Annotated in this window: 13 protein-coding genes; 3 read left to right on the top strand and 10 right to left on the bottom strand. The window is 73.2% G+C overall.

Features of this window, described 5'->3' with window-relative positions; genetic code table 11:
• Positions 1 to 6 precede the first annotated feature (6 nt).
• From AB0H64_RS14450 to AB0H64_RS14435, 4 genes are read right to left on the bottom strand one after another with little or no spacing between them, the layout of a single operon-like run.
• Positions 7 to 681 carry a response regulator transcription factor gene (locus AB0H64_RS14450; RefSeq protein WP_357623845.1) on the bottom strand — a complete coding sequence of 225 codons (675 nt, stop codon included), beginning with the start codon at positions 679 to 681 and terminating at the stop codon, positions 7 to 9.
• Positions 678 to 2,036: a sensor histidine kinase gene (locus AB0H64_RS14445; RefSeq protein ID WP_357623843.1), complete on the bottom strand. Its 1,359-nt coding sequence runs from the start codon at positions 2,034 to 2,036 to the stop codon at positions 678 to 680. Before AB0H64_RS14445 ends, AB0H64_RS14450 begins: the two co-directional genes overlap by 4 nt.
• Positions 2,037 to 2,069: 33 nt before the next feature.
• Entirely contained in the window at positions 2,070 to 3,233 is a 1,164-nt protein-coding gene (locus AB0H64_RS14440; RefSeq protein ID WP_357623842.1) for an acyltransferase, read from the bottom strand.
• Positions 3,230 to 4,198: an alpha/beta hydrolase gene (locus AB0H64_RS14435; RefSeq protein ID WP_357623840.1), complete on the bottom strand. Its 969-nt coding sequence runs from the start codon at positions 4,196 to 4,198 to the stop codon at positions 3,230 to 3,232. Before AB0H64_RS14435 ends, AB0H64_RS14440 begins: the two co-directional genes overlap by 4 nt.
• Positions 4,199 to 4,312: 114 nt before the next feature.
• Here AB0H64_RS14435 and AB0H64_RS14430 point away from each other — a divergent pair, with 114 nt between their 5' ends.
• On the top strand, positions 4,313 to 4,486 hold the full coding sequence (locus AB0H64_RS14430; RefSeq protein WP_357623838.1) for a hypothetical protein: 174 nt from the start codon (positions 4,313 to 4,315) through the stop codon (positions 4,484 to 4,486).
• A 7-nt stretch (positions 4,487 to 4,493) separates the two neighbouring features.
• On the opposite strand, the gene AB0H64_RS14425 is transcribed toward AB0H64_RS14430, so the two are convergent.
• Positions 4,494 to 7,439, bottom strand: a complete 2,946-nt coding sequence (locus AB0H64_RS14425) for a BTAD domain-containing putative transcriptional regulator (protein WP_357623836.1) — start codon at positions 7,437 to 7,439, stop codon at positions 4,494 to 4,496.
• Positions 7,440 to 7,545: 106 nt separating this feature from the next.
• Positions 7,546 to 8,619: a LacI family DNA-binding transcriptional regulator gene (locus AB0H64_RS14420; protein WP_357623834.1), complete on the bottom strand. Its 1,074-nt coding sequence runs from the start codon at positions 8,617 to 8,619 to the stop codon at positions 7,546 to 7,548.
• 177 nt (positions 8,620 to 8,796) lie between these two features.
• Between AB0H64_RS14420 and ugpC the strand changes: the two genes are divergently transcribed.
• The gene (gene ugpC / locus AB0H64_RS14415; RefSeq protein WP_357623833.1) at positions 8,797 to 10,017 is read left to right on the top strand and encodes a sn-glycerol-3-phosphate ABC transporter ATP-binding protein UgpC; all 1,221 of its coding nucleotides are present in this window, start codon (positions 8,797 to 8,799) and stop codon (positions 10,015 to 10,017) included.
• Positions 10,018 to 10,163: 146 nt separating this feature from the next.
• Here the strand turns inward: ugpC and AB0H64_RS14410 are convergent, their stop codons facing one another.
• Positions 10,164 to 10,928, bottom strand: a complete 765-nt coding sequence (locus tag AB0H64_RS14410) for an SDR family oxidoreductase (RefSeq protein ID WP_357623831.1) — start codon at positions 10,926 to 10,928, stop codon at positions 10,164 to 10,166.
• Between the two features lie 276 nt (positions 10,929 to 11,204).
• On the opposite strand from AB0H64_RS14410, the gene AB0H64_RS14405 reads away from it, so the two are divergent.
• Positions 11,205 to 12,212 carry an endonuclease/exonuclease/phosphatase family protein gene (locus AB0H64_RS14405; protein ID WP_357623830.1) on the top strand — a complete coding sequence of 336 codons (1,008 nt, stop codon included), beginning with the start codon at positions 11,205 to 11,207 and terminating at the stop codon, positions 12,210 to 12,212.
• A gap of 34 nt (positions 12,213 to 12,246) precedes the next feature.
• Here the strand turns inward: AB0H64_RS14405 and AB0H64_RS14400 are convergent, their stop codons facing one another.
• The 3 genes from AB0H64_RS14400 to ctaD all read right to left on the bottom strand — a co-directional run bounded on the left by AB0H64_RS14400 (position 12,247) and on the right by ctaD (position 16,075).
• Positions 12,247 to 13,074 (bottom strand): MBL fold metallo-hydrolase, encoded by an 828-nt coding sequence (locus AB0H64_RS14400; RefSeq protein ID WP_357623828.1) that lies wholly within the window; start codon positions 13,072 to 13,074, stop codon positions 12,247 to 12,249.
• A gap of 31 nt (positions 13,075 to 13,105) precedes the next feature.
• Positions 13,106 to 14,359: an NAD(P)/FAD-dependent oxidoreductase gene (locus AB0H64_RS14395; RefSeq protein ID WP_357624068.1), complete on the bottom strand. Its 1,254-nt coding sequence runs from the start codon at positions 14,357 to 14,359 to the stop codon at positions 13,106 to 13,108.
• A gap of 78 nt (positions 14,360 to 14,437) precedes the next feature.
• Positions 14,438 to 16,075, bottom strand: a complete 1,638-nt coding sequence (gene ctaD / locus AB0H64_RS14390) for a cytochrome c oxidase subunit I (RefSeq protein ID WP_357624067.1) — start codon at positions 16,073 to 16,075, stop codon at positions 14,438 to 14,440.
• Between the last annotated feature and the right edge of the window lie 160 nt (positions 16,076 to 16,235).

The following is a 16,235-nucleotide window of genomic DNA, read 5'->3' as shown; positions in this document are numbered from 1 at the left end:
CGGGTCTCAGTAGCCGGAAGGACGGACGAGGCCGGTCTCGTACGCGAAGACGGCGGCCTGGGTGCGGTCGCGCAGGCCCAGCTTGACCAGGATCCGGCCCACATGGGTCTTCACGGTCTGCTCGGCCACCACCAGGCGTCCGGCGATCTCCGCGTTCGACAGACCCTGCGCGATCAGGGACAGGACCTCGGTCTCGCGCTCCGTCAGGTCGCCGAGCCGCTCCTTGAGCGGAGCGCGGGGAGCCCCGGCCATGCGGGAGAACTCCGAGATGAGCCGCTTGGTGATGTTCGGGGCCAACAGGGCGTCGCCCGCCGCCACGACCCGCACCGCGTGCGCCAGCTCGGCGGCCGAGGCGTCCTTCAGCAGGAAGCCGGACGCGCCGGCGCGCAGCGCCTCGTACACGTACTCGTCGAGGTCGAAGGTGGTCAGGACGAGGACCTTGGCGGTGGCGCCGGCGGTCCGGGTGATGCGCCGGGTCGCCTCGATGCCGCCGAGCTCCGGCATGCGGATGTCCATCAGGACGACGTCCGGGGACAGCTCGGCGGTCATGGCGACGGCGTCGAGGCCGTTCACGGCCTGGCCGACGACCTCGATGCCGGGCTCGGCGTCGAGCAGGACCGTGAAGCCCTGCCGGACCATCACCTGGTCGTCGGCGATCACCACGCGGATGGACCGTGTCATGCGATCTCCTCACCGAAGGCGGCAGCGGGGGCCGGGGTGACGGGGAGGACGGCGGTCACCTCGAAGCCGCCGTCCGGTGCCGGACCGGTGGCCAGCTCGCCGCCCAGCATGGCCGCGCGCTCCCGCATACCCAGCAGCCCGTGCCCGGGACCGCTCGGCGGCGGCATGGGGCGGTCCGGCGCGGTGTTGGCGACCCGGATCACCAGGGCGGCGGGCAGGTACCGGATCTCTACCCGCGCGTCCGCTCCGGGCGCGTGGCGCAGCACGTTGCTGAGCGCCTCCTGGACGATCCGGAACGCCGACAGCTCCACTCCCGGCGACAGCGGGCGCGGCTCGCCGATGGTCTCGGCGGTCACCGTCAGCCCGGCGCCGCGCACGTTGTCGACCAGCTCGTCCAGCCGGTCGAGGGTGGGCTGCGGGCTGTCACGCGACCCGTCGGCGTGGGCGTCCTCCGAGCGCAGCACGCCCAGGATCCGCCGCAGCTCCGTCAGCGCCTCGACGGCGTTCTGGCGGATGCCCGCCAGGTTGTCGGTCAGCTCGCCGGGCGGGTTGTCCACCAGATGGGGCGCGACCTGCGCCTGGATGGAGATCACCGACATGTGGTGGGCGACGACGTCGTGCAGCTCGCGGGCGATCCGGCTGCGCGTCTCCAGCACGGCGCGGCGGGCGCGCTCCTCGGCGGTGATCACTTCCTGCTCGATCAGGCGGCTGCGGGCCACGCGACGGCCGCGTAACGCGGCGCCGGTCACGGTCGCGACCAGCAGGACGGGCAGGCCGGCCGGAGCGTCGCCGAGGCTTTCCGGCGCGTTGACCAGGAAGAGGCAGGCCGTCCCCACCAGGATGGTGATCGTCAGCGTCTCGGCCGCCACCCGGGGCCGCACCCGCAGCGCGACCAGGAACAGCACCCCCGCCTGCAGGCCGACCGCGGGTGCGGTCCAGGACCAGACGAGCGGCAGCCACTCGGCCGCCACCCGCCCCACATCCGGTGTCACCGGCCCGGGGAGCCGCGGGGAGGGCGTCCACCGTAACGGCAGGTCCCCCACGGCCCTCATCTCGGTGGGCCACGAGCCGGCGACGGTGACGGCCAGGGACGCCCACCACGCCATGAGCGGCCGGGACATCGCCACGACCAGCACCACCGCGTGCACCAGGGCGAGCCCCTGGAAGGCCGGGTAGTCGGGATAGCCGCGGCCGGTGAGCCCCAGGGTGACCGCGAACAGCACCACGAGCACGTGCGGCAGCCGGGCCAGCGGGCGCGGCCCGGCCATGCGCGGCAGCGGGTCCGGCCCGAGGGCCAGGAGGTCCGTCCGGAGGTCCGCGAACAGCGCGCGCGGCCCACGCCCCTGCCCCTTCACGCCCCTGCGCCCCTTCCCGTCATCGGGACCACCCTAGACATGCCGCGCCCCGCCGCCGGAACGGGTCCCCACCCGCTCGTACGCGTGGAAGGCCGCCCAGCAGCCCAGCAGGGCCAGCGCGAAGGCGGGCAGCCAGAGCAGGCGGGCGAGCACCCATCCGGCGTCCGAGGGGAGCGTGTGCAGGCCGGGCAGGGGCACGCCGGCGAGCAGGCCGAGCGCCGTGACCACCATCATCGCGGTCTGGTGCCAGAGGAACAGGGTCATGGCCGACAGGTTCACCAGTGCCACCGCCGCCCAGGCGGCGGGCCGTCGCAGCGCCCGCCGCAGCGGGTCGTACAGCAGCCGGGCCGCGCCGCACTGGGCCAGTCCGAAGGCGACCGCCGCCAGGGTGGGCGGAGCCAGGTTGGAGACGGGCGCGCCGGGCACCCCGACCATGGCGGCGGGATACCCGGCCCACAGCACGAGCCCGGCCGCGACCAGCCCGGCTCCGGCCAGCAGGCCCCACGCGGCCGCCCGGGCACGCGGGCCGTCCCAGACGCGGGCCGCGCCCAGGCAGTACGGCACCAGCCAGCCCGCAGGCACGTTGACCCAGCCGGCCCAGGCGGGGCCGTCAAGCCCGTACCGGACGAGGTCGGCCAGCGCGACGACGGCGAGCGGCCACAGGGGGTTCAGCCGGGCGGCCAGCGGCGTGGCCGCCGTCAGCGCGGCGTAGACCAGCAGGAACCACAGCGGCGACAGCACCAGCCTGACCAGCGCGTACACGGTCTGCTGGCCGGCGCCCGAGGCGAGCATCACCACCGCCGCCAGGCTCCAGACCGCTGTCACGGCCGCGACCGGCCGGAACAGCCGGGCCAGCCGGCCGCGGACCCACGGCCCGTATCCCACTCCCCGGGCGCGCGCGGAGGCGTGGCCGCGCGCCGCGGCCCGGCCGCCCACCCAGAAGAACACCGCCAGGGTCTGCAGCGACCAGGAGACGGGGGTCAGCTCGGGCAGGTACGTCAGCGGGCTCGCGCCGCGCAGCGTGCCGCTGTCCAGCACGAGGGCGGTGACGAGCCAGTGGCCCAGGACCACCCCGGCGATCGCCAGCGCGCGCAACCCGTCCAGCGCCCTGTCCCGCCCCGGCGGGGTCGCGGCCTCGATCCGCGTGACCAGGTCACGCCCGGCCAGGCCACGCCCGGACACCCCCTGCGCGGTCATGAGTCGTGTCCCGGCGGGGCCGGGGGCCGGCCGGACGCGATCGCGGCGAGGTTGGCCAGGCTGAGCGAGCCCGCCTTCAGGTAGTCGCTGTGCCCGCCGTCGCCCGCGGCGAAGACCCGGGCGCCGAACCCCCGCCCGGCCGGGTCGGCGCCGAGTCCCACCGTGGCGAACGGGAGCCTGATCCGCGCGTTGGGCACCGCGGCGACCCAGTCACCGCTGGCCCGGCCGGCCCAGACGGTGGCCCGCGTGCGCAGCTCAGCGACCGTGTCGACGCCCACACCGGCGCTGGCGTACAGGACGATGTCGGCCACCTCCAGGCCCGGCGCGGCCCGCCCGCACACCACCGACCCGTACGAGTGGCACAGCAGGGAGATCCTCGCGTGCGGTTCGAGCCCGCGCAGCGTCCGCACGAAGGCGCGCAGGGCGGGCGCGGCCTCGTCGGCGCGGCCGGTGGTCAGCACCTCGGTGCTCACCGTGCTCGGCGTCCGGTACCCCAGCCACGCGACGACCGCCGCCCCCTCGCCCAGCGCGTCGCGCAGCCGGGTCGCGCCGGCCCGCAGCCGGTCGTACATGTCCAGGTTGGTGTCGGAGCCGGGCACCAGCACCGCGATCCGGTCCGCGCGGGACAGGTCGCCGAAGACCTCGACGGTGCGTCCGCCGTCGCGCCCGTCGAAGGACAGGAAGCTCCGGTCGGGTCCGCCCATCTCGCGCAGCCGGCCGGAGCGGCGGACGTCGCCGTGGCGGGCCGCGGCCCGCTCGGCCGCGCGGATGTCCTCGCGGGTGGCGGCGTACCGCTGCGCGAGGGCGGCGGGCGTCACGGCGCGTAACGGGGGCAGGGCGGCGGGGGCGGGCGCCGGTACGGCGCCGGGACGGGCCGCACCCGACACGGGCACGGCCACCGCCCCGGCGACGAACGCGGCGAGCAGGGCGCGGCGCAGGCGGGTGCCGCGCGGCGGGGAGGCCATGGCTGTCGGTCCTTTCATGCCGGAGATCACTCGTGTTTTCCGACACCGACGCTAGGGATCACGCCTCGTGGTCGTCCTCACCCCGGGGAGCCCACTTCGGCGTAGCTCTCAGGTATGACCCCGGCCCAGGTGGCGGCCCTGGCCGCCGCTCTGCCCTGCTACGACACGCTGGCCACCGGGCTCATCGTCGCGCAGTGGCTCTTCTTGGCGCGGGCGCCCCACTGCCGCGACGTCGCGGCCGCAGGTGGAGCAGGCGCTCGGCGGCACGATCCCCGGCCGTGCCGATGACCAGGTATCAGCCGGCCAGGTAGGCCTCCACCCGCGCGCGCTCCGGTCCGCTCTCGAACAACTCGATCGACTCGCGCCACGCCGCGGCCGCGCGCTCGCGCTCCCCCAGCTCGGCGTGCGCGCGCCCGAGCTCCCTGAGCACGCGGGCCCGCCACACGGGCGGCCCGTCGGTCCCGAGCCGCTCGCGTACGGCGCCCAGCAGGCCGAGCGCCTCCCCGGCGCGGCCCTGCCGCAGCCGCACCTCGCCGAGCGCGTACGTGGCCAGGGCCTCGCCCAGCTCGTCGCCGCACTCGCGGAAGAGCGACCGGGCCCGGCCGAGCGCGTCCACGGCCTCGTCGAACCCGCCGAGCGCCCCCACCGCCTCACCGAGCCTGCGCAGCACCTTGCTCACCGCGACACGGTCCCCGATGGCCTCGCTGATCAGCAGGCTCTCCCGGTAGCACCGCACCGCCTCGGCCACGTCACCGCGCATGTAGCGGACGGTGCCCAGGGCCCGCAGCAGGTCGCCGCGCACGCGGGGGTCGTCGCCCGCCTTGGCCAGCCGCTCCTGGCAGAGCCGCATCGCCTCGCCGTACCGGCCGAGCTCCATGTGGATCCAGATGGGCCAGATCGCGGCGTAGTCGACCCCGCCGCTGTCGCCCAGCTCCTCCATCATGGCGATGGCTCGGTTCGCGTCGTCCAGCCCCTGCTCCCAATGCCCGGCCCCGTGGTGGCACGCGGCAAGGTTGATCAGCGCGTACGCGGCCCCGTGCTGGTCGCCGATCCGCTGGAAGTCCCGTAACAGCCGGCCGAAGTGCGCGCTCGCGCTCCCGTAGGCCCCTCGCGACAGCGGCACCCCCGCCAGGAGCAGCTCCGCCCGCAGCGCGATCCGCTCACCGGGAGCCGCGGCGATCACGAGCCGCTGCAGCCGCTCCACGTCGTCGAGGAACCCTTCGAGGTTCAGGTACGCGGACAGATGATGCGCCAGCTCGGCGGCCTCCTCCGCCATCCCCAGGTCGACGGCCACCTGCACGCCGTGGATGAGCGTCCTGTGCTCGGCGGCCAGCCACGCGGCGCCCACCCCTCCGGTCGCCTCGGCCTCCGGGTACGGCGGCGCGGTCGGTATGGGCAGCTCACGGGTGGCCGCCCTGATCCGGCGCAGGCACTCCCTCACGTGCCTGGCCAGCGCTGCCCGCTGTTCCTCCGGTGCGTCCTCGGCGTGGGCGCGTTCGCCGGCGTAGACCCGCAGCAGATCGTGCAGCCGGTAGCGCGGCTGGCCGGCCACGTCGACCTCGCCGGTGTCGAGCATCCCGCTGATCACCAGGGTCTCCAGCGCCGCGTCAGCCTCGAGTGCCGACCCGCCATGCAGCGCCGTGACCGACCACTCGGCGATGCTCTCCAGGTCGGCCAGCCCGAGCAGCCTGAACGCCCGCCGCGCCGGGTCCGGCAGGGCCGCGTAGCTCTCCGAGAACGTGCCGCGCACGTCCAGCCCGCCCACGATCAGCTCGTCGAGCCGCCGGTCCTCTAGCCGGCTGGCGAGCTCGCGTACCGGCCAGGAAGGACGGATGGCCAGCCGGACGCCCGCCACCCTGATCGCCAGCGGTAACATCCCGCAGGCCCGCAGGAGGGCTCCCGTCGCCTCCGGCGCCGCCCCGAACCGGACCCCGCCCGCCACCCGCTCCAGCAGCAGGCGGGCGTCGTCCTCGCCGGGCAGCTCCAGCGGCAGCCGGGTGGCCCCCTCCAGTGCGGGCATCCGCGACCTGGACGTCAGCAGTACGCAGCAGCGCGCCGTGCCCGGCAGCAGGTGGCGCACCTGTGTCGCGTCCTGGGCGTCGTCGAGCACGATGAGCACGGCCAGGTCGGCCAGGCGCTGCCTGAGCAGTCTGGCGCGTTCCTCCAGCGGCCCGGGGATCAGCGTGCCGTCCACGCCCAGCGATCTGAGCAGCTCGCCCACCAGGTCGTCAGGCCTGCGGGGCCCGGCCGCGTCGCGGCCCAGCCGCAGGAAGACCTGGCCGTCGGGGTAGTCGGCGCGCAGCAGGTGCGCCGCGTGCACGGTCAACGTGGTCTTGCCCACCCCCGGCAGCCCCGACACGACCACGATCGGCGGCGACATCCGGTCCGGCCGCGCCCGCGCGGCGGCCAGCAGGGCGTCCAGTTCGGCCCGCCGGCCCACGAAGTCGCAGGTGTCGGCGGGAAGCTGGCACAGCGGCGCCCGGGAGACGGGGGCGCAGCGGGCGGGGGCCGGCACGGGATCACCGGCGAGCAGGGCGGCGTGCAGGCCGGCCAGCTCGCGGCCCGGCTCGATGCCGAGCTCCGCGCGGAGCACCGCGCGGGCCTGGCGGAAGGCGTCCAGCGCCTCGCTGCGCCGCCCGCTCTTCTGCAGGGCCAGCATGAGCTGCGCCCACAGCCGCTCACGCAGCGGGTGGGCGGCGACCAGCGTCCGCAGCTCGGCCACCAGGTCTTCCTCGCCGAGCTCCAGCCGCACGTCCATCCAGTCGGACCTGGCCACGACGAGCTGCTCCTCCAGCTCGGCGATCCTGGGCGCCATCGCCATGCCGAGCCGGGCGTCCTCCGCGGGGCTGCCCCGCCACAGGGACACAGCCGCCGCGTAGGCCCGCGCCGCCGCCTGGAGCTCGCCCGCCCGCCGCGCGCGCCGCGCCCGCCGGACGGCGTCCTCGAACGCGAGCAGGTCGAGCTGGTCGGGCGTCACCTCGCAGATGTACCCGGAGGACTCCCTGCGCAGGCTCAGCGAGCCGCCCCGCAGGGCGCGGCGCAGCTGGGAGACGTACGTCTGGAGGTTGGCCACGGCCGAGGACGGCGGGGCGTCCCAGACGGCTTCGACGAGGCGTTCGGTGGACAGGGCGACGTTGGGCTGGAGGAGCAGGGCGCTCAGCACGGCGCGCTGCTTGGCGTTCAGCCGAAGGGGTCCTTCCGCGCCGCGCACGCGCAGGGATCCCAGAATCGCGAAATCCACCGTGGCATCTCCCCGAGACCGTCCGGAGCCCAGGAGCGAGTACATCCCTTGCCGATCAGTATGGCAACCACGGGACCGGTCGGGGCGCGGAAGGCACGGTCGGAGGTCAGCGGCGGGGGCCGCAGCTTCCGCGGACGATGAGCTCCGTGGGCAGGACGACCGCGCGGGGGCGGCGGCCCGAGGTGCGCAGCACCAGCTCGGCGGCGCGGTAGCCGATGTCGCGTCCCGGCTGGGCGATCACCGTGAGCGGCGGCGAGCACAGCTCCGCCCACGGCACGTCGTCGTACATCACGAGCGACACGTCCCGCGGCACCCGCAGGTCCAGCTCGCGGGCGGCCAGGACGGCCGCCTCCCCCAGCATGTTGCCGCCCGCCAACACGGCCGTCAGGTCGGGACGGCTCTGGAACAGCCCCGAGGCGGCGGCGTAGGCGGAGTCGCGGCTGCCGGTGGCGAACACGACGAGGTCCTCGTCCACCGGCGGGCCGACGGCCTCGCGGAACGCGGCGACCCGCCGGTCGTGGCCGGGGCCGCCGAGGAAGGCGATGCGCCGGTGACCGAGGCCGCGCAGGTAGCGGACCGCCGTGCGGATGCCGGTCCGGTCGTCGGCCAGGACGGCGGGCACTTCGGCGGGACGGGCCGGCGGGGGCGGCGGAACGCCGTCGAGCAGCATGAGGTCGCCGGCTCCCCCCGGCGGCCCCCCGCCGGTCAGGCCGTCGGCGGCCCGCTCGGCGGGGAGCCGGTCGGCGAAGACCACGGTCATGCCGGCCCGCGCCGCCGGCCCCCAGGTGTCGGCGCCGCCCGACGGCACGGCGATCATCCGGTCCACCCCCTGCTCCAGCAGCATGCCGACCAGCTCGGCCTCCTGCTCGGGGTCGTCGCCGGTGGAGCCGAGCACCACGGGCTCGCCCGCGGACCGGGCGCAGGCGAGCACGCCCTCGGCGAGCTGGCCGAAGAAGGTGTCGGTCAGGTCGGGGACGAGCAGGCCGATGCCGCCGGTGCGGCGCTGGCGCAGGTTGCGGCCGAGCGCGCTCGGCCGGTAGTCGAGCTGGGCCGCGACGGCCAGCACCCGCTCCCTGGTGTGCGGGCTGGCCGAGCCGCCCGACAGCACCCGGGACACCGTGGCCACGCCCACGCCCGCCGCCTCGGCGACGTCCTTGATGGTCGCCCGCTTCGCCTCCATGGAAACGATTCCATCATGGTTTCCATCCGACCGGAACCCCGGGGGCTCCGCAGAAGCTGGTCACCCCGCAACCCTTGACACCCCTGTCCCTTTCGGGTGAGATGCATGAAAACGTATCCATGTGAGTGGACACCCGCCCAACACCTAGGCCGCCGCCCTGGACCCCGAAGGAATGGCATGGCATCCATCGTTCTGACCAATGTCGACAAGATCTACGCCGGTGGCGTGAAGGCCGTGAACGGGCTCAACCTTGAGATCAGGGATGGCGAGTTCATGGTGCTGGTAGGCCCCTCCGGTTGCGGTAAGTCGACCGCCCTGCGGATGATCGCCGGTCTGGAGGACATCAGCGGCGGCGAGATCGCCATCGGCGACAAGGTGGTCAACCACCTCCCGCCGAAGGACCGCGACATCGCCATGGTCTTCCAGAACTACGCCCTCTACCCGCACATGACGGTCGAGGAGAACCTCGCCTTCGGCCTCAAGCTCCGCAAGATGCCGAAGCCCGAGATCCAGAAGCGGGTGAACGAGGCCGCCAAGATGCTGGGCCTCGAGACGTACCTCAAGCGCAAGCCGGCCGCCCTGTCCGGTGGTCAGCGCCAGCGTGTCGCGATGGGCCGCGCGATCGTCCGCGAGCCGCAGGCGTTCCTCATGGACGAGCCGCTGTCCAACCTGGACGCCAAGCTCCGCGTGTCCATGCGCGCCTCCCTCAACACGCTGCACGAGCGCCTCGGCGTCACGACCGTGTACGTCACCCACGACCAGGTCGAGGCCATGACGCTGGGCGACCGCGTCTGCGTCCTGCGCGACGGCCTGCTCCAGCAGGTGGACACGCCGCAGAACCTGTTCGACAAGCCGGTCAACCTGTTCGTCGCCGGCTTCATGGGCTCCCCGTCGATGAACTTCGTCACCGCCGAGCTGGTCCGTGGCGACGGCGGCGCCGCCGTGACGTTCGCCGGCATCAACCTGCCGATCCCCGACTCGACGTTCACCGACAAGCCGGGCCTCGACAAGTACATCGGCAAGCAGATCATCCTGGGCATCCGCCCCTCCGACTTCGAGGACGCCGCCTCCGCCGGCAGCCACGCCAACGGCTGGGCCACGCTGCCCGTCAAGGCCGAGGTCACGGAGGAGCTGGGCTCCGAGATCAACGTGCTGTTCCTCATCGACGCCCCGCCCGTCGAGCACAAGGACACCGTCGCCGCCGCCGACCAGGGCGACGACGACGAGGCCGCGCTGCCGCTGGTGGGCGACAAGTCGCTGTGGACCGCGCGCGTCAACGCCCGCAGCCACGTCCGTCCCGGCCAGAGCATCGACCTGGTCCTGGACACGCACAACCTGCACTTCTTCGACACCAACAGCGGTCTGTCGATCGGCCACGAGCAGAACCGCGGCCTGTAGTCCTCATCAGTGGTCCCCGGCCTGTGACGGCCGGGGCCAGTGATCTTCCAAGGTGTCGGTGACGGGCCACGCTCGTCACCGACTGGGCCCCCACCGCGACCCCCTCCCGCGGCGGGGGCCCGCCCTTTTTCCGGCCGGACCGTGGGTCAGCGGCGGCCGAGGCGGGCCGAGACGGCGCCCACCAGGCCGCGGGGCACGAACTTGCCGACGGCGACGATGGCCTTGTAGCGGGCGTCGGGCACCGAGACGCGCCTGCCCAGCGCGAGGTCCCGCATGGCGGCGCCGACCACGGCGTCGGCGTCCAGCCACAGGAAGCCCGGGATGCCGCTCACGTCCATCGAGGCCCGCTCGTGGAACTCGGTCCGCACGAACCCCGGGCACAACGCCATGATCCGGACCTTGGGCTCGTGCACCTCGACCGCGACGGACTCGCTGAAGTTCACCACCCACGCCTTGGAGGCGCTGTAGGTGCCGCGGGTGAAGAACGCGGCGACCGAGGCCACGTTGATCACGCCTCCCCTGCCGCGCCGCCTCAGCCCGGGAAGGACGGCCAGCGTCAGCCGCAGCACGGCCTCGCAGTGGAGCTTGAGCATGCGCAGCTCGTCCTCGACCGGCACGTCGAGGAACGCCCCGGGGTGGCCGAAGCCGGCGTTGTTGACGAGCAGGTCGACCTGCCGGTCGTCGTCCTCGCGCAGCCGGGCCTCCACCCGGGACAGCCCCTCCTCCGTGGCGAGGTCGGCGGGCAGCACCTCGACGCTCACGCCGTACCTGAGCTTGAGCCGGTCGGCGGCCTCGCCGAGTCGTTGCTCGTCGCGCGCCACGAGGACGAGGCCGAAGCCGTCGGCGGCCAGCCGCCGGGCGAAGGCGGCGCCGATGCCGGCGGTCGCGCCGGTGATCAGTGCGGTAGGCATGCCAGCACCCTAACCCGTGGCCCGCCCGCCCCCGCGCTCACGCGGCCCGCACCTGAGAAGGCTTTCAGGAAGCGCACCGGCGTTTCCCGCAGGTCAGCGGGGGGCGACGCGAGCGGGCCGGAGGGCGGACGGGGCCATGGTCAGCGGTCCGGGCGGCGGGCGTCTATCGTCGGACTCGGCAGACGTCAGGTGGCTTAGCCGACGATCAGCGCAACGTCGTACCAACGGCGATATAGCGAATCTTCACCCCATTACCGGTGAAAGCGGGCAGCGAAGGTGAACATCACGGCCGGCCGCCGGCGAGCGGCGGACGGGGAGCCCGGTGCGGCTTCCCCGAAGAGGCGCGGGCGCTGGCCCTCGTGGACCGTCGCCGTCCTCCTCGCCCTGTGGACGCTGGTGCGGCTGGCCGGGATCGAGCAGGGATCGTTCGTCACCCAGCTCATGACGATGACGCCGTACGCGGTGGTGATGACGGCGCTGCTGACCGTGCTGTTCGCGTTCCGGAACCGGCCGGCGGCGGTGGTCACCGCCCTGTCCTGCGTCGCGCTGGTGACGCTGGTGGCGCCGCGGGCGGTCCCGGCCACGGCCGACGGCCGGGCGGCGACATCCGGGCCGGCGCTGCGGGTGCTGGCCGTCAACCTGTTCGGGCGGGCCGACGCGGACGCCGTCGTGCGGCTCGTCCAGGCGTACGACCCGGACGTGTTCAGCGCGCTGGAGCTCACCCACCGCGAGGTGGCCGCGCTCGAGGCGGCCGGTCTCGGGCGGCTCATGCCGTACCAGGTGCTCCAGGCCGACCACGGCGCCACCGGCAGCGGCCTGTACGCCAAGCACCCGCTGACCGAGCTCAAGGGGCTGTTCACCCCCATCGGGCACAACATGCCCTCGGCGACGATCACCCTGCCGGGCGGGACGACCGCGCAGGTGGTCGCCGTCCACCCGAACCCGCCGCTGGGCGCCCGCGTCACCGAGTGGAACGCCGCCCTGGACGCGCTACCGCCGCCCTCGCGGGAGGTGACGCGGGTGCTGGCCGGCGACTTCAACGCCTCCCTCGACCACCGCGCCTTCCGCGACCTGCTGGAGCGCGGCTACCTGGACGCCGCCGACCAGGCCGGCAAGGGACTGGTGCCGACCTGGCCCAACGGGCGCCGTGTCCCGCCGATCATCACGATCGACCACGTCCTGGTGGACCGGCGCGCGGACGTGGGACGGGTGGAGATCCTGGACGTCCCGGGCACGGACCACCGTGGCGTCTTCGCCGAGCTCCGCCTCCCGGCCGCCGGCTGACGCGCTTCCGGGTCGCGCCTCTCCCGGCGGCCCCTCAGCTCCGGGTCCGGGCCGTGGGACGGACCGGAAGGGTCCAGGTGTCGCCGCGGTCCAGGTAGACGACCCGGTCGCCGTGGCCGGAGTGCTCCATGTGGCTCCGGAAGTCGTCCAGGGACGAGCTGAAGACCGTGTAGTCGTCGTAGTGGACGGGCAGGACCCGCCCGGGACCGATCAGGTCCACCCAGTCCGCGCCCTGCCGCCCGTCCATGGTGACCATGACCGTGCCGAGCAGCTTGGTGCCGCCCAGGTGGACGATGCCCACGTCGAGGTCCGGGAAGCGCTTCGGGATCTGGTGCAGGTGGTGGTCCAGCAGGGTGTCCCCGCTGATGTGCAGCCGCAGGTCGATGCGGCCCTCGCTGCGGAACTCCAGCACGCTGCCCATCACCGGCGGCAGCATCGCCTCCACCGCGCCGTGCGCGTGCCGGGCGGGCACCGAGGTGATGGTGAGCGCCCCCGTCGCGTTGCGCAGCTGGTGCTCCTGCCAGGTCTTCAGGCCGACGGCCCGCTCGAAGCCCTGCCTCCGGAGGCGCCGCGCGGCGTGCCTCGTGGTGACGACGGTCGTGCCCTTGTCGAGGCCGTCGCGCGCCACGCGGTCCCAGTGGTCGCCGTGCAGGTGCGACAGGATCACCGCGTCGAGCGGCGGCAGGTCCTCCAGCTCCACGGCCGGGTCGGTGAGGCGGCGCGAGGTGAGGCCGTAGCCCAGGTGGGCCCGTTGCCCCCGGTGCAGGAAGTTCGGGTCCGTCAGCAGGGTGAAGCCGTTGTACCGGATGAGCGTGGTGGCGTTGCCGATGAACAGCACGCTCCCGCTGTCCCCTCTCCGCATGGTGCAGACCCCCTTGTCCGCTCGGTACGGGTCACTCCGCGACGGACGCTCGGCTCCTGCGCGGCCCGAAGTAACGCCAGAAGAAGTTGACGAGCACGCTGACCCGGTTGCGCCCGCCGAGCAGGTACGCGACGTGCAGGAAGATCCAGACGAGCCAGGCCGGGAGCCCGCGGAAGGTGAAGCCGTTGGACAGCTGCACGACGGCCTGGGCGCGCCCGACGATCGCCATGATGCCGGGGTCCTTGTACCGGAACGGCACGGTGGGGCGGCCCTTCGCCGCGGCGAGGATCTGCCGGCCGGCGTGCTTGCCCATCTGGATGCTCGGCTGGGCGAGCTGCGGCAGCGGCTCGGGCGGCAGCGCGAGGTCGCCGACGATGTAGACCTCGGGGTGCTCGCTCAGGTTCAGTGCCTCGGTGACGGGGACCCGGCCGCCCTTGCCCTGCGGCAGGCCGCAGTTGGCGATCTCCTTGGGGGCGGTGACGCCCAGCGCCCAGACGGTCACGTCGCTGTGCAGGCGCGTGCCGTCGGCCAGGACGACCGCGTCCGGCTCGACGGAGGCGACGGTCGCCCCGAGCCGCATCCGCACCCCGCGCTTGCGCAGCGCCCGCGCGGCGGCGTCCCGCAGGCTCGGCTTGTACGGCGCCAGCACGTAGTCGAACCGCTCGACCAGGGTGACGCTGGTCTGGTCAGGCTTGATCTCGGGATGGGTGAGCGGGATCGTCCGCGCGCGCAGCTCGGCCATGCTGCCCGAGATCTCCACGCCGGTGGCCCCGCCGCCCACGACCACCACGTGGGTGCTCGGGCGCTTGCCCATGGCGGTCTCCTCCAGGCAGCGCTGGAGCCGCGAACGCAGCGTGGCGGCGTCGCGCACCGAGTACATGGGCAGCGCGTTCTTCTCGGCGCCCTCGATGCCGAGCCAGTTGGTGGTGACGCCGGTGCCGAGGACCAGGTAGTCGTAGTCGAGGACGGCGCCGTCGGTGAGCTCGACCTGCTTCTGGTCGAGGAGCAGCTTGCCGAGCCCGGCCGCGTGCACGCGCACGCGGGGGTACTTCGCGGCGAAGGCCCGCAGCGGGAAGGTCACGTCGCCGGCGGCCATGGCGGCGGTCGCCACCTGGTACAGCAGCGGCTGGAAGGTGGTGTAGGGATGGTGGTCGACGAGGGTGACCCGCGCTCCCCCGCGGGCGAGCTCGCGCGTGGCGCTGAGCCCCGCGAACCCTCCGCCCACCACCACGACGTGCGGCCTGGCCGGCCTCTCATGCCGTTCCTGCCGCGTACCTTCGACCATCACGAGGCGCCCCTTCCGGCGTGTCGTCCCACGCAGTGCATATGGCACAAAAGGAACTTCCTAAACCTCCGCTCCCGGTCAGGCGGCCGGTTCCAGGGGTTCGCGCGGGTAATGCAGATCGAAGGCGGGACGCTCCGATCGGATCGGCGGCATGAAGGTGAAGTTGTGCCGCGGCGGCGGGCACGAGGTGGCCCATTCGAGGGAGTTGCCGAAGCCCCACGGGTCGTCCACGGTGACGCGCGGCGCGGTGCGGGCGGTCCTCCAGACGTTGTAGAGGAACGGCAGCGTGGACAGCCCGAGCAGGAACGCGCCGAGTGAGGAGATCTCGTTCAGCGTGGTGAAGCCGTCGGCCGGGCTGTAGTCGGCGTAGCGGCGCGGGAACCCGGCCACCCCGAGCCAGTGCTGGATGAGGAACGTGGTGTGGAAGCCGACGAACAGCATCCAGAAGTGGACCTTGCCGAGCCGGTCGTTCAGCATGCGGCCGGTCATCTTGGGCCACCAGAAGTAGAAGCCCGCGAACATCGCGAACACCACCGTGCCGAACACCACGTAGTGGAAGTGCGCCACCACGAAGTAGGTGTCGCTGATGTGGAAGTCCAGTGGCGGGGAGGCCAGGATGACGCCGGTCAGCCCGCCCAGCAGGAACGTCACGAGGAAGCCGATCACGAACATCATCGGCGTCGCGAAGCTCAGGTGCCCCCGCCACATGGTGCCGATCCAGTTGAAGAACTTCACGCCCGTCGGCACGGCGATGAGGAAGGTCATGAACGAGAAGAACGGCAGCAGCACCTGGCCGGTGGGGAACATGTGGTGCGCCCACACGGTCATCGACAGGCCCGCGATGGCGATCGTGGCCCCCACCAGCCCCACGTAGCCGAAGAGCGGCTTGCGGCTGAAGACGGGGATCACCTCGGTGACGATGCCGAAGAACGGCAGCGCGATGATGTAGACCTCGGGATGGCCGAAGAACCAGAACAGGTGCTGCCACAGGATCGGCCCGCCGTTGGCCGCGTCGTAGATGTGCGTGCCGAACTTCCGGTCGCTCTCCAGCGCCAGCAGGGCGGCGGCCAGCACCGGGAACGCGATGAGCACCATCATGCTGGTCAGGAGGGTGTTCCAGGTGAAGATCGGCATGCGGAACATCGTCATGCCGGGCGCGCGCATGCAGATGATCGTGGTGATGAAGTTGACCGACCCGAGGATCGTGCCGAGCCCCGACATGACGAGGCCCATGATCCACAAGTCGCCCCCCATGCTGGGCGAGAACGTGATCGACGACAGCGGCGTGTAGGCGAACCAGCCGAAGTCCGCCGACCCGAGGGGCACCACGAAGCTCCAGAGCGTGATCAGGCCGCCGAACAGGAACAGCCAGTACGCCACCGCGTTCAGCCTGGGGAACGCCACGTCGGGCGCGCCGATCTGCAGCGGCATGATGACGTTGGCGAACCCGGCGAACAGCGGCGTGGCGAACAGCAGCAGCATGATCACGCCGTGGTTGGTGAAGAGCTGGTTGTACTGCTGGTTCGTGACGACCTGGAGTCCCGGCTCGAACAGCTCGGCCCTGATGATCATCGCCATCACGCCGGCCACGAGGAAGAACCCGAAGGACGTGATCAGGTAGAGGTAGCCGATGACCTTGTGGTCGGTCGTGGACAGCCAGTTGGCGATCATCTCGCCCGTGCGGCGCCGCTTGACCGGGGCGAGCGGTGAGGTCATCGGCTCGCCGGCGGCCGGCTTCTGTGTCGTCACCCGGTCCTCCCCCTGCTACGTCCCGGCGTCCAGCCCCCGCGCGTGACGCCTTCCACCAGGGATACCCGTAGCCGGGTCAAGGAAGGATCGGCCTCCGGTCACGACTCGCCCCGCATCGGCGGGGCGA

It is taken from the genome of Nonomuraea sp. NPDC050733 (assembly GCF_040654215.1).
Lineage (GTDB): Bacteria > Actinomycetota > Actinomycetes > Streptosporangiales > Streptosporangiaceae > Nonomuraea.
This window is presented reverse-complemented; position numbering and strand designations above follow the sequence as displayed.

What these genes read in the sequence shown, in the direction of transcription:
- AB0H64_RS14450 (WP_357623845.1), bottom strand. Translation starts at nt 681, where the DNA reads ATGACACGGTCCATCCGCGTGGTGATCGCCGACGACCAGGTGATGGTC.
- AB0H64_RS14440 (WP_357623842.1), bottom strand. Translation starts at nt 3,233, where the DNA reads ATGACCGCGCAGGGGGTGTCCGGGCGTGGCCTGGCCGGGCGTGACCTG.
- AB0H64_RS14435 (WP_357623840.1), bottom strand. Translation starts at nt 4,198, where the DNA reads ATGGCCTCCCCGCCGCGCGGCACCCGCCTGCGCCGCGCCCTGCTCGCC.
- AB0H64_RS14430 (WP_357623838.1), top strand. Translation starts at nt 4,313, where the DNA reads ATGACCCCGGCCCAGGTGGCGGCCCTGGCCGCCGCTCTGCCCTGCTAC.
- AB0H64_RS14420 (WP_357623834.1), bottom strand. Translation starts at nt 8,619, where the DNA reads ATGGAGGCGAAGCGGGCGACCATCAAGGACGTCGCCGAGGCGGCGGGC.
- ugpC (WP_357623833.1), top strand. Translation starts at nt 8,797, where the DNA reads ATGGCATCCATCGTTCTGACCAATGTCGACAAGATCTACGCCGGTGGC.
- AB0H64_RS14410 (WP_357623831.1), bottom strand. Translation starts at nt 10,928, where the DNA reads ATGCCTACCGCACTGATCACCGGCGCGACCGCCGGCATCGGCGCCGCC.
- AB0H64_RS14400 (WP_357623828.1), bottom strand. Translation starts at nt 13,074, where the DNA reads ATGCGGAGAGGGGACAGCGGGAGCGTGCTGTTCATCGGCAACGCCACC.
- AB0H64_RS14395 (WP_357624068.1), bottom strand. Translation starts at nt 14,359, where the DNA reads ATGGTCGAAGGTACGCGGCAGGAACGGCATGAGAGGCCGGCCAGGCCG.
- ctaD (WP_357624067.1), bottom strand. Translation starts at nt 16,075, where the DNA reads ATGACCTCACCGCTCGCCCCGGTCAAGCGGCGCCGCACGGGCGAGATG.